Annotated in this window: 9 protein-coding genes; all 9 read left to right on the forward strand. The window is 33.6% G+C overall.

Features of this window, described 5'->3' with window-relative positions; genetic code table 11:
* The 9 genes from AC0INN_RS12695 (at position 1) to fabD (ending at position 14402) form a co-directional block, all read left to right on the forward strand.
* On the forward strand, positions 1-1608 hold the full coding sequence (locus AC0INN_RS12695) for a RagB/SusD family nutrient uptake outer membrane protein (protein ID WP_273650493.1): 1608 nt from the start codon (positions 1-3) through the stop codon (positions 1606-1608).
* A gap of 17 nt (positions 1609-1625) precedes the next feature.
* On the forward strand, positions 1626-2429 hold the full coding sequence (locus tag AC0INN_RS12700; protein WP_273650494.1) for a hypothetical protein: 804 nt from the start codon (positions 1626-1628) through the stop codon (positions 2427-2429).
* A 30-nt stretch (positions 2430-2459) separates the two neighbouring features.
* The gene (locus AC0INN_RS12705) at positions 2460-3110 is read left to right on the forward strand and encodes a hypothetical protein (protein ID WP_273650495.1); all 651 of its coding nucleotides are present in this window, start codon (positions 2460-2462) and stop codon (positions 3108-3110) included.
* 313 nt (positions 3111-3423) lie between these two features.
* Positions 3424-6405, forward strand: a complete 2982-nt coding sequence (locus tag AC0INN_RS12710) for a SusC/RagA family TonB-linked outer membrane protein (protein WP_273650496.1) — start codon at positions 3424-3426, stop codon at positions 6403-6405.
* A gap of 5 nt (positions 6406-6410) precedes the next feature.
* Positions 6411-7862 carry a RagB/SusD family nutrient uptake outer membrane protein gene (locus AC0INN_RS12715; RefSeq protein WP_306613438.1) on the forward strand — a complete coding sequence of 484 codons (1452 nt, stop codon included), beginning with the start codon at positions 6411-6413 and terminating at the stop codon, positions 7860-7862.
* Positions 7863-7970: 108 nt separating this feature from the next.
* Positions 7971-9869, forward strand: a complete 1899-nt coding sequence (locus AC0INN_RS12720; RefSeq protein WP_273650498.1) for a putative porin — start codon at positions 7971-7973, stop codon at positions 9867-9869.
* 14 nt (positions 9870-9883) lie between these two features.
* Positions 9884-11470: a bacillithiol biosynthesis cysteine-adding enzyme BshC gene (gene bshC, locus AC0INN_RS12725; RefSeq protein WP_273650499.1), complete on the forward strand. Its 1587-nt coding sequence runs from the start codon at positions 9884-9886 to the stop codon at positions 11468-11470.
* A 38-nt stretch (positions 11471-11508) separates the two neighbouring features.
* Positions 11509-13458 carry a LysM peptidoglycan-binding domain-containing protein gene (locus AC0INN_RS12730; RefSeq protein WP_306613440.1) on the forward strand — a complete coding sequence of 650 codons (1950 nt, stop codon included), beginning with the start codon at positions 11509-11511 and terminating at the stop codon, positions 13456-13458.
* Positions 13459-13526: 68 nt separating this feature from the next.
* Positions 13527-14402, forward strand: a complete 876-nt coding sequence (gene fabD / locus AC0INN_RS12735) for an ACP S-malonyltransferase (RefSeq protein ID WP_172282380.1) — start codon at positions 13527-13529, stop codon at positions 14400-14402.
* Positions 14403-14410: the final 8 nt, after the last annotated feature.

Below are 14410 nucleotides of genomic sequence, written 5' to 3' on the forward strand. Positions count from 1 at the left end.
ATGAAAAGTATTTTTAAAACAACAATATTATCCTTAGCTGTTATTGTAAGTGTATCTTCTTGTAATGATGCATTGGATATCACGCAGGCGGGAGAACTGAATGGTGAGTCGACATTCACTAATACAAACGATTTAGATAAATACCTTAATGGTGCTGTATATACTAGTTTAGATATTACCAATAATTTATTTTTATCTGCTCAAATAACTGATGAGTTGGGGATGGGGCCTCAGAATTCTGAGTTGGCACTTAGTGCTCATCAATTTTACCTTGATATTACTAATGGGCCTACTTCTGGTATCTGGCTCGGGAATTATACAACAATAAATAGGGCTAACAGGCTTTTGGTAGGAGCCAAGGGTATAGTGCCGGCAGAGTCTGAACGAGCTAGATATAATAATGTGGTTTCGCAGACCAGACTAATAAGAGCATTTTCTTATTTTACTCTTTTGTCCTATTTTTCTACAGACATGAAAGATCCTAATGCTTTAGGGGTTATGCTAATAGAAGATGTCCCTGAGTTGACAGAAACTAAACCAAGGGTTGCGAATTCTCAAATTTTTGCATTAATTGATGCGGATGTCGCCTTTGCAGAAAGTAATTTGACAACCAGTGGTGATTATTACAGGATTACGAAAAATTTTTTAAATGCCTTTAAAGCAAGGTATTATTTATACAGAGGTATGTATCCTCAAGCTAAAGCTGCGGCACAGGCGGTGTTAAATACTTCTGGTTTATCACTTACGGTGGCAAGTCCTCCTAATCCAGGTAATTTGGCTCAAAATAATCAGGCTCATAAAGATCTGAATGCATATACTTCCAAGAATCCATACGTTAAAATGTGGAATAATACAGATACTGGTAATCCGAGAGAATTAATATTTTCTTTAAACAGGCCGCAACTTCAAAGCTGGGGAAATATTGTAACTCTGTTTGCAACCAATGCGTCGCAGGCTAATGGATCTATTTTGTATGATATGGGTAGAAAAACTTTTAACCTGTATGCTAGTACTCCTGGAGATATTAGGAGGTTTGCCTATATTGATCCTACTGCTGTAATTAATTCCAATTACGCGACTATAGATAATTACAGAGCTCTGGATGTGCTTGTGATAGATAAATATCCTGGCAGAGCAACTTTGGCGCCTGATCCAATTCCTACAGACCCTACACGAGAAAAGGTTTTAAGTCAGAATGTATTAAGAAACGATATTCCAATTTTCAGGTTATCTGAGATGTATTTTATTTTAGCTGAATGCGCTGTTGAAGAAGGTAGTTTCACTACGGCTGCAACACTTATAAAGAATGTTAGGGATGCGCGTAACTACCTGGGTCCTGTGGATTTACCGGTATATTCAAGTAAACAGCAGGCATATGTTGATATCCTTTTGGAGAGAAGGAAAGAGCTCTATTTGGAAGGGCATAGATATTTAGACTTAAAGAGATTGGGGGCAATTGCTGGAGTGGCTATTGATAGGGATCCCACAGACGATGTGAAAACGATCCCGGTGACTATACCAATTAATGATTATCGTATGAGGTCGCTGCCTATTCCAAGAGCTGAGCTGCAAGGAAATCCAACAATTCAACAGAATCCTGGGTATTAATTAAAAAAAACTTAGAAATGAAAACAATAAAGTATATATATCTATTTCTTGTTTGTCTTGTTATGTCATGTACAAATGATGAAATTCATTACGAAGGTGAGCCATATTTACATTTTGTAACAGCAGGTTCGGATCAGTTAATAGAACAGGGTAGTGGACATAAAGATGTTGAAGTTAAATATGGAACAATTTCGCAGGTATCTGGAGATAAGGAGGTGAAATTAGTTTTAGATCCAAGTTCAACTGCAAAAGAAGGAGTTGATTTCCAACTTGTGAAAGGTACTGATAATCCTTCTGGTAAGGTTAATGGAGTTTTCGTTGTGCGATTGTTGGAAAGCGGAGCGACCAGTGTGGCTAAAAAAGCTGTTTTTAAATTACAATCGAATTCTATTCAGAATGCTATTATAGATTATCAAACATATACAATGAGTATGTCATTGAAATGCTCGGCTACGTTGATGAATGGTAATTTTAAAAATACAGAGGCTTTTTGGAATACTCCAAATGGAAATTATGATATTGTTCAATCGTCAACGACGAATCAATTGAAGGTAAAGGACTTTTTAGACGTAGGTATAGATTTGGTGTTAAATTATAATCCGGATACATATGTAGTTACTATTCCGGATCAATATACGGGATCAAACTATAGTGCTGCTCCATATGCCGGAGCTCCTATTTGGGTTAAGCAATCTACTGATGCTTCACAAGTTTCATCATTTAATCCGTGTACAAAGACTTTAACTGTGTATGGGAATTATTACCTTAAAGGTACTACGGCGGCTTACGGAAACAAAAAAGAAGCGTTTGTAGGAAATTAACAACCTCAATAAAAAAAGAAAATATTTAAAATGAAAAAGACGGGAATTATATTGTCATTTTTAGGCTTTAGCTTCTGTTTTGGGCAAAGTGCTGTGCTTTACAATCTTAATAACAATAGATTGTTGTCTAATTCGGTTAATAAAATTGGCGTTGGAGAAAGTGCCGATAATGATAATTATGATGGGTCTCCTTTTTTAGAAAAAGAGTTTTTGCCATCAATGATTAAAGGAGAGAGTGGAGCTTTTCTTTTAAGATATAATATCTATAATGATGAAATTATCTTAAAGAATGATGATAAATATTATAAAATTCCAAAAGAAGAGGCTGATTATTTTAAAATCAATAATGAATATGTTGTGAGATTGATTAATGGGAAATATTATATTGATTCCTCTTCGGATAAAAATAATTATGTAATTGTTCGAAAAGAGAATATAACCTTTACGCCAGGAAAAGTTGCGGAGAATACCTATGATCAAGCTAGGCCCCCGAAGTTTTCAAGAACTAAACCAGATTATTTTTTGTTTGATATGGCTAAAAAGGTAATTACTCCATTGAAAAAAGATGAAATTAAAGCATTATTTCCTAATAAATCCGAGGAATTAGATCAAAATTTTAAAAAAAATAAATTCAAAAATATTGATGATCTTAATAGTTTATTAAGCATTATTGCTGGTTAAATTAAGCATACAAATAAATTCAGAAGAGCCTATTGAAAAATAGGCTCCTTTGGAATTTATAACCGTCTGATAATTTATAATAATTCTAAATAATATTTTTAAGGATGATAAATGTTTGTTAAAGATATTTTGAACTGTGGAAAATTTGTTTTATTGAAATGTTAAATGTTATTTTTTGTTAAATTTTAATGTACGAAGTAAAATATTAATTTTTATATATCGTATTTATCATAATTATCGCCAAATTAAAAAGTTGCCAGTATTAATATTTATTAACATATTTGCTCTCTTAAATATATTAAAATTTGTTAATATGAATGTGAAATTACGTGTATTAAGTGCTGGCGCATTGTTTTTTTTAGGGCATACAGCTTTTGCACAGAAAACAAAAAAAGATTCTGTTACTAAAGAGCAGCAGATCGAAGAAGTTGTTGTTGTTGCTTATGGTACTCAGAAAAAGCAGAGTATTACAGGGTCAATTACGACAATTAATGCAAAACAGTTAGAGGATGCTCAGGCATCAAATGCTGTTCAATCTTTAACCGGAAAGGTTGGTGGGGTACAAATCTCCGCTAATTCGGGACAACCAGGAGATCCTCCGCAGGTTAGATTTAGAGGTATTGGATCTCTTTCTTCTTCAAATAATCCTTTGTATGTTGTCGATGGGGTGCCTTTTAATGGTAATATTAATGCGATTTCAAATCAGGATATTGAAACCATTTCATTTTTAAAAGATGCATCAGCAAACGCATTATATGGTAGCCGAGGTGCAAATGGGGTTATCCTTATTACAACAAAGAAAGCTAAAAAAGGTAGGTTCTCAGTTACTTTTGACACTAAGTTCGGGGTGAACTCACGAGCCGTTAAAGAATATGATATCATTACTGATCCGGGAGAATATTATGAAGTTTTCTATAATAGATTGGTAACTGATGGTGTTTATAAAGGAATGTCGATGGGTAATGCCGTGACAAATGCAATAAACACAATGATCCCTGATTATTTGGTTTATAATAATTATAATGTCGCTGATAATCAGATTATAGACCCTGCGACAGGGAAAATTAATAAAAATGCAAAATTGTTGTATCATGATGATTGGAACAAAAATCTATTTAAAGATAGAGTTCGTCAAGAATATAACATTAATATAGCTAATTCTTCTGATAAAAATGATACTTACTTGTCTTTTGGTTATCTTAATGATGAAGGGTATGTTATAAATTCTGGATTTGATAGGTATACAGCTAGATTAAATAATGAATTAAGACTTACTTCTGATATTAAAGTTGGTGTTAATTTAAACTATGCTAGAACTGAACAAAATGCACCTATCCAAGGTGCTTCATCTAGCCAGTATAGTAACCTTTTCAGTTGGGCAAGGAATATTGCTCCAATTTATCCGATATGGGCAAGAAATACAAATGGAGGTTTTATACTTGATTCTAACGGTCAAAGAGTATATGACTTTGGAACTCTTACTGGACCAATGGGATTAGCCCGCCCTTATGGTGGAACTTTAAATCCATATGGAACTACTTTATTAGATATTAAAAGAAATTCGGAGGATAATTTAAGTGGTAGAGCTTATGCTTCTGTGAATTTCCTTAAAGATTTCAACTTCACATATAATTTAGGGTATGATTTATTAAGTGGCTATTACACTAATTATTCTAATAACATTGGTGGTGATGCTGCAGGGTATGGAGGTACTATTACTAATGCAACAACAAATGATTATACTGTGACCAATCAGCAATTATTAAATTGGAATAAAACATTTGGAAAACATAGTATAAGTGCAATGGTTGGTCATGAAACTTCCGATTTTACCAGCAAGATGATAGCGGGAGTTAAAAATAATATTGCAATTCCAGATCTTCCAATATTAAGTAATGGAACTAAATATTCCGCATTAAATGGGTTTAACGATTTATATAAAGTAGAAGGTTATCTTTCAAGAGTTAACTATAACTATGATAATAAATACTTTGTAAATGCAAGTTTTAGAAGAGATGGTTCTTCTGTGTTTGCTCCAGAAAACAGATGGGGTAACTTTTTCGGACTTGGAGCAGCATGGGTTGCTACTAATGAGAATTTCTTGAAAGGAAATAAAGTGGTAACAAATTTAAAGCTTAAAGCAAGTTACGGGGAGCAAGGAAACGATAATATCTTGTATGCTGGGAATGTAAACCTTAATAATAGAACATATTTCGGATATGGAAGAAATTATTATGCTTATGAATCTCAATATGAAGTTGTTCCAGATTCTCAAGGAAATGCAACAATTGTGCAAGTTTACGAAGGAAATAGAGATATTAAGTGGGAGGTTTCAAGAAACCTTAATGCTGGCTTTGAATTAAGTCTTTTCAACAGGATTAATATTGATGCTCAATATTTTGAAAGAGGGGTGAAGGATATGATTTATAACAAACCATTACCATCTTCTACTGGGACAAGATTTATTTCAACGAATGTTGGAGATATGAAAAATAGAGGAGTTGAAGTTTCAATAGATGCAAGTATTATTAATAATCAGGATTTTACTTGGAATTTATTTGCTAACGCAACTCACTATAAAAATGAGATTACATTCTTACCTGCAAGTTTTGTATCAGGTATTTTCAAATTTGATAAAGGATCTTCAGCGTATACTTATTACCTAAGACAATTTGCCGGAGTTGATAAGGAAAATGGTGATGCTTTATGGTATATGGATGATGCTTCTGGAAATAAGGTGACTACTAATGATTATACGAAAGCAAAATTATATTTGAGTGATAAAACTCTAAATCCTAAAGCATACGGTGGTTTCGGAACTAATGTGAGCTATAAAGGGGTAAGCCTTGCAGTTAATTTTGCTTTCCAATTTGGTGGTTATATGTATGATAATGTTTACCAAGGAATGCTTCCTTCAGGACCAGATAATATTGGACAAAATTATCATAAGGATGTTTATAACACTTGGACACCTACCAATACTGATGCACCACTTCCAGCATTAGACTTATCAAGACCGAACCAAATGGCTGCTTCTGATTTATTCTTAATCAAATCTGATTATATCAGTTTACAAGATGCCTCTATTAGTTATGATTTTGATAAAAGTATTTTGCCTCAAGGTCTTTCTGGACTTAGATTTGGTCTTTATGGAACAAACCTTGCAATGTGGAGTAAAAGAAAGGGAATGGATCCTAGATTGGCTAGTATAGGTGCTTCTGCTAACAATGGCCTTTCTTTGAATAATTATGGAGTTGTTAGAACAATCTCTTTAGGTTTAACAGTTAAATTTTAATTAAAATGAAAAAAATAGCAATATATTCACTATTAGTATCTTCTTTATTTGTTACAAGTTGTAGTGATGACTATTTGGATACAAAACCTCAATCAACTATTAATGAAGAGCAGTTAGCAACTTCCCCTGCAGGTCTTCAAGCGCTATTGGATGGTATATATACAGGATTTAGAACCTTTGGTAATACTAATGGCGGAAATCACGAAGATTATGGTCATAAATCCATTCTTGCAGGTTTGGATATGATGTCAAATGATAATGTCATGACTAAATCTAGCTGGTATTCTAGCTGGTATAATTATACGGGAATTATTCAAACAAATAGTAGATCTCTTCTTCCTTGGAATACTTATTATCTTCAAATTAAATCTACAAATACAATTATTAATACAATTACTAAAGTAGGAGTAAATGATCAAAATAAATCTGTTTTAGGACAGGCGTATGCATTAAGAGCGCTCTCTTATTTTATGTTAGCAAGAATATATGGGCCTACTTATGTTGGACATACTTCAGACTTATGTGTTCCTATATATACTACTGTTGGATTTGAAGGGAAATCAAGATCTTCAGTTGGTGAGGTTTATTCTTTAATAGAGAGTGATCTTTTGAAATCAGTTGATTTGCTTACGGGTTACACAAGACCAAATAGAGAAAAAGTAGATAAATCTGTAGCTCAAGGCTTCCTAGCTCAAGTATCCCTTGAAATGGGTAAATATTCTCAAGCTGCACAAAATGCTAATGCTGCTAAACAGGGTTACGCTTTAGGGACAGAAGCTGATTGGCGTAATGGTTTCTATGATCTAACAAAAACAACTGATGCTATGTGGGGAGCTGTTATTACTGGTGATAATACTTCTTTCGTAGCAAGTTTCTTTGCACACTTTGATAATACTAATAACAGTGGATATGCAGGAGGGCTTGGAATTTATAAATTAATCGATAAAAGATTATATGATAATATCTCAGCTACTGATTATAGGAAAAAAGCTTTTGTAGCACCTGGAGGAAATCCTAGTTATCCTGCGTTACCTGCTTATGCAAATCTTAAATTTATTGATCCTACCGTTACTGATGGGGATTATATTTACTTAAGAGCTTCTGAAATGTATTATATTGAAGCAGAAGCGCTTGCTAGATCTGGAAATGAGCCTCAAGCTAAGGCTGTACTTGCCCAAATTACACAAGCTAGAGATGCTTCTTATACAACATCTACTAATACTGGTGCAGCATTAATAACTGAGATTACGACTCAAAAAAGAATTGAGATGTGGGGTGAAGGTTGTGCTTGGTTTGATATGAAGCGATTAGGTGTTGGATTAAATAGAGTATATACAGGGACTAATCATCCAACATTTGGACAACTTACCTATCCTGCTAATTCTAACAAATTTTTATGGCAAATTCCGCAGGCAGAAATAGATACTAACCCAAATATTGTTCAAAATCCTAATTAACATCAAATTTTTATATAAGAGAAAATCTTAAATAATAATTATTAAATTTGTACTTCATAAAATCTTATGAAGTACATTTTTTTTTGTTTATTGATCTGCTCTTTTTTTTTGAGAGCACAAACGGTAAAACCATCCTCAACTGAAAAGACCAATCCAGTCAAAGACAAGGATACTTTAGTTATTGACTCTGGAAAGAAGGATTCTTTAAAAATATTCAAACCTACCATCAATGATTATCTTTATCAGACTCAATTTTCTGAAAAGAAAATATTTGATACGGTGATGACTTACGAAAAAACATACGTCTTTTCACAATATAACAATAAAGATAACTTTGGGAGAGTTCAATTTCCTAATGTGGGAGCTGGATTTAATCCTCTTTCTTATGAGGTAAATGCAGAGCAGGATCTTTCACTGTTGCCTTCCAATAAATCTTATGGAATTATTGGGATTAATGACGTGAAATATTATGACGTAAAAACTCCAACAGCAACTTTTGTTTATCATAATTCTATAAAGAACGGAGCGGTTTTAAGATCTACCTACACCCAAAATATTGGGAAACGATTTAATTTTGCTTTGGAATATATGGGACTGCGATCACAAGGTCTTTACAGGAACTCATTGGCAGCTAATAATAATACACTATTCTCTGGACACTATCTAAGTAAGAGCGGAAATTATGAATTATTTGCTCATTACCTGCATCAAAATGTTAATAATCAGGAAAACGGAGGAATTGTGGCTGATGATCTGTTCCAGAGTGGGAACAGTGATTTCAGAAACAGAATCAATGCAGAAGTGAATCTTGCATCTTCAAGTTCGCAATTTGGATACAGAAGATATTATTTAAGCCATCAGTTTACTCCTTTTAACGCTGAAAAATTTCCTTTTAGGATCAGGCATACCATTTTTAACCAAGGGAATAAATATTATTACTCTCAAAATGCTTTAGAAGGGTATTGGTACGATACACCCGCCGAAATCGTTAATGGTTTTCCTCTTTCAACAAAGAAATATTCCAATAATCTAAGCAATACTGTTAGTCTGGTTTGGGATAATGAAAAGTTCAAACTGGATGCAGGAGTGCGTTATCAAATGATAAAGTTTGGAGCAACGCAAGTTACTCTGCCTACATTACAGATTCCAAATGAGATTAAAGAGAATAGAATTGGAGCAGTAGGAAACTTACAGATAAAGCTTTTAGATAAAATCCAGCTTAATTCATTTGCGGAATTTTCTAATGGAAGTCAGTTCGGAACTTATGTAAAAACTACTAACAACATTAAATTTGAACCGATCAAAGATTACTTTGTAAATGCTAAAGTAAATTTCCAGAGTGCTTATCCTTCTTTTAATTATCTTTTGAATACTTCTGTTTATAATAATTTTAATTATTACCTTCAGAATGTTAAAAACCAATCGATAACTGAGATTGGTGGGAATATTAATTTAAAATGGTTTAAAACAGAATTGTTTGTTAATTATTTCAGAATAGACAATTTTACTTATCTCGATGCGGCATCAATGCCTAAACAAAGTCAAGGGTCGCTGAATATTTCTCAGATCGGAGGAGATGCTACATTCAGTTTTGGTAAATATCATTTAAATACAAGAGTGCAGTTTCAGAACGCGCTAACAAATAAAGATTTGTATCCGATGCCTGGATTTATAGGCCGTGCTAATTTCTTTTATCAGACCAAAGCGTTTAAAAATGCTGCAGAAATCCAAGCTGGACTGAAAGTTTACTATTTCTCAAAGTTTGCTTCAAGAGAATATTTTCCGATACTTAACGAATACATTTTACCAAGAGCGGATTCATTTTCAATCGGGGGACAGCCTATTGCCGATGTTTATATCAATATGAAAGTTAAAAAAATGTTCTTCTTTATTGAAGGGCAACAGATAGGTACACTTATCTCATCTAATAAAGCCTATGCATTTCCACATTATCCGGTTTATGATTTTAGACTGAACCTTGGAATTGTTTGGTATTTGTTCAACTAAAATCATGACACCAGTTGAAAACAATCAGTAAAATATCATTTAATGATATAGAAAATATACCTCAGTTAATAAAAGATTTTTTAAATCATAAAATTGAGGGTTTTGAAGAAAATACATTTTCATTAGACCATTTTAGAAAAAAAATTCATCTAAAACAAGAATCTTTTACTTCAGAACAGAGAGTGGTATTATCCACCGCTCTTGAACAACAGTTATCCGGACTCATACTTTCTAAAAAGCAAAGGGAAAATTTAAACAACATAAAGCTTCCTGATACTTTTACTATAACAACAGGTCATCAACTAAACCTTTTTTCGGGGCCTGTTTTTTTTGTGTATAAAATTTTACAAACTATTAAGACTTGTTCTTATTTAAAATTTAATTTTCCGGACTTTAATTTTGTTCCTGTATATTGGATGGCTTCTGAAGATCACGATTTTGCTGAGATCAATCACTTCAAAACCGAGAATAATTATTACGAAATTAATGAAAAGTCTGGTGGACCTGTCGGGAGAATTCAGATAAGCGATACATTTTTCATTTCTGAGTTTGAAAAGGAATTTAAGGATTCTGTTTTTGGGACAGAGCTTATTTTAATGCTTAAAGAAGCTTACAAAGTCGGGAATACTCTTACAGAAGCTATAAAGACATTAGTGAACAGACTTTTTTCAGAGTTTGGTTTGTTAATCATTGATGGGGATTCAGGCATATTGAAAAATCAGGTCAAAGAAATTTTCCGGGAAGAGTTAATTCATTCTGCATTATATCATGCTTCTAAAGAAAAAGTGAAATTTCTCACAGATAAATATGGAAAGGTTCAGGTGAATCCCAGGGAAATTAATTTGTTTTACCTTTCTGACACGAGAGATCGGATAGAATTGGTAGGAGATCATTATAGTGTGGTGGATACTCCCATCCGGTTTACAAAGGAAGAGATCTTAAATGAGTTGGATAAAGCCCCGGAAAGATTTAGCCCTAATGCATTAATGCGTCCGGTTTATCAGGAAAAAGTATTGCCTAATTTAGCCTATATCGGGGGTAATGCAGAAATTATGTATTGGCTTGAGTTAAAAGACTATTTTACTAAAATAGATATCCCTTTTCCTGTTTTGATTCCCCGAAACTCAATGTTGTTCTTACAGGAGAAAGTATTAAAAAAAATAGATAAGCTTGATCTGAAAGTTGATGATTTCTTTCAGAATTTTGCAGCTATTACGAACAACAGGATCTTAGATAATAGTAGTATTCTCAGGTTACTTGAAGAAAAAGAATCTCTTTTGATCAATAGCTTTTCTGAATTACGGTCTATCGCCGAAACTACCGAGAAATCTTTTGGAAATATGGTTAAGGCGGAAGAAATTAGACAGCTCAAATCTTACAAAAGGATGAAAAAGCGACTTCTTCATGCAGAAAAGATAAAACAAAGTGAATTGCTTGAAAGGTTGGAAAATTTATTTTTAAACGTACATCCTTCTAAAACATGGCAGGAAAGGGTTTATAATTTTAGTGTATTTTTCGCTGATTATGGATATTCATGGCTTGAAACTTGTTTAGAAGAAATGGTGGTTCAAGAATCAAAATTAATAATTGTTGCCATTTAATTTTAAAGGAGTATTTTTGTAAATTATAATTATCTACTATGATAAAAAGGTTTTTTATTCTATCCAGTTTATGTATGGTTTTGGGCGTTTCCGCTCAACAATCACATACCGTAGTTAAAGGAGACAATCCTTATAATATTGCCAAGAAGTATGGTATAACGGTGGATGAACTGCTGAAACTAAATCCAAAATTTAAAGATGGAAAGTTGACAGTCGGTGATGTGCTTACAGTTAAATCTGATAAAAGCACTTCTGCTCCTGTTACAAAAAGTGCTGTCATTGAAAAAGCTAAACCCAATGCTCAGCTTGGTAAAATTGTATTACAGCCGAAACAAACCATCTATGGAATTACAAAGCAATACCGTATTTCTGAAACTGACTTGAGAAAGCTGAATCCTGAATTGGATTCTCATATGAAGATCGGTGATGAGATTACATTACCTTTTGAAAGCATAAAAAAATATGGAGGCAACCAACAACCTGTTGTAGCTTCAAAAACTGTAGGAGCAACTGCTAATAATACTCCATCAACTGCCGTGGCAACGGATGAGGATAGCTATACAATTCAATCAAAAGATAATTATTACAGAATTACAAAACAATTTGGAGTTAGCCAGCAAGAGCTGTATGCTTTAAATCCTGGATTGGAAGAAAAAGGATTAAAACCAGGAGAGGTTATCCATGTTAAAAAATCAAATAGCAATGTTGCTAATGTGATTACGGAGCCTGTTAACCCTAAAACTAAAATTGATTCAGGCAACGAAAAGTCATCTGCTAATACTTCCTCTAACGTGAATGCGGAGGCAGGAGATGAATATGTTACTTACACTGTTCAGCAAGGGGATACTGTTTTCTCTATTGTGAATAAATATGGTATTTCCATTGACGAATTAATCGCTTTAAACCCGGATTTGACCCACGGACTAAAGACCGGAATGGTTTTGAAAATTAAGAAGCTTGATCCTGCATACATTAAGAAAAGCGGAGATGCTTTAAGTGTTGTTTTGATGCTTCCTTTCGGCTATAGTACAAATGAAACTCAATATAGGGGAATGGCAATGGATTTTCTTACAGGAGCTAAATTAGCCATTGAAAGAAATGCAAGAAACGGTCAGAAACTGGATATTAAAGTAGTTGATTCCGGTAATGAAGCTTCATTTAGGAATTCATTGACTCAAATCAATCCTAATAATACAGATTTAATTATAGGCCCATTCTTTAAATCGAATGTCATTGATGTTTTAGATTTTACTAAAAGCCAGAAAATTCCAATTGTAGCGCCGTTTGCAAATTCTCCGGAATTGTATAACTACAGTAATCTGGTTATTATTGAAACGAATGATCAAACCTATGCGGATAAAATTGTAGATGAAGTAAAAACTGTATACTCGGATCAAAAAATTTATATAGTTGCAGACAGCAAAAAGGAAAATGCAAATTATATTAAAGCTGGTCTCGAAAAGGCAGTGAAAAATCCAAATGTAACAATTGTAAGTTCTCCTGCAGAAATTAAGGCAGACCAGAATATGATGACGGGACAATCTGCTCCTGTAATAGCTATTTTAGCGAGTGATAACGATAGTACGGGGGAGGCTTTTTCAAATAGAGTTATTGCCCTGACAAAAGAAGTACAGGGAATAAAAGCTTTTAGCATGTATTATGCTCCAAGTTTTGAGAAAAAGGTAGACGACCTTAGTCAGGCGAGTCTGGTTTATTTAATGGACAGAAAAATCAATACGGACGGAAGTTTTGAAAAAGAGATTTTGGCAGCCTATAAAGGTAAATATTGCAAGACTCCTCCCAAATATGCAATTATTGGTTTTGATGTTGTCAATGACATGTTAACCAGAGAGAATAAAAAAGGAGAAATTTTTAAACAAATGAATAAAGTTCAAACTCAGCTTGCAACCAAGTTTGAATTTGTAAAGTCCAAAGCTAATGGAGCTTATGTGAATACTGGTTATCGTGTAATCCGATTAGTTCCTTAGTGAAGTACATTGGATGAAAGAAAATCTTCACATTATGTTTATATTTGCATAATATTTTAAATTATTAGATGAAAGCACTTGTATTTCCTGGGCAGGGTTCTCAGTTTGTTGGGATGGGAAAAGAACTATATGATTCTCGAAAAGACATAAAGGACTTGATGGAATCTGCCAATGAAATTTTAGGTTTCGATATTTTATCCCTTATGTTTAATGGGACAGAAGAAGATCTAAAGAAAACCGAGGTTACTCAGCCTTCTATTTTTATACATTCTGTAGCTGCTTTAAAAGCTGTAAATGGACTTGGTGCTGAAATGGTAGCCGGTCACTCTTTAGGAGAATTTTCAGCATTGGTCGCTAATGGAGTTCTGTCTTTTGATGACGGTCTCAAATTAGTTTCTGAGCGAGCAAAAGCAATGCAGGAAGCTTGTGATATTAATCCAAGCTCAATGGCTGCAATTTTAGGATTGGAAGATGCTAAAGTTGAAGAAATTTGTGCACAGATCAATGGGATTGTTGTTCCTGCAAATTATAATTGTCCTGGGCAACTTGTAATTTCAGGAGAAACTGCTGCCGTAGAAGAAGCTTGTATTAAATTGAAAGAAGCGGGAGCGAAGAGAGCATTATTGCTACCTGTTAATGGGGCTTTTCATTCTCCATTGATGCAACCTGCACAAGAAAGATTGGCCGCTGCTATTGAACAAACTAAGTTCAGAAAAGCAACGATTCCAGTTTATCAGAATATTACCACGACTGCAGTTACAAATCCTGACGAAATTAAGAAAAACCTAATTGCTCAGTTAACAGGTCCTGTAAAATGGACACAATCTGTTCAGAATATGATTAAAGACGGAGCATCTAACTTTGTAGAAGTTGGACCAGGAAAAACTTTACAGGGATTGATCAAGAAAATTGATAGTTCTGTAGACGTTGCTTCGGCAATCTAAAAAATAAA

The sequence above is a fragment of the Chryseobacterium subflavum genome, assembly GCF_055762745.1.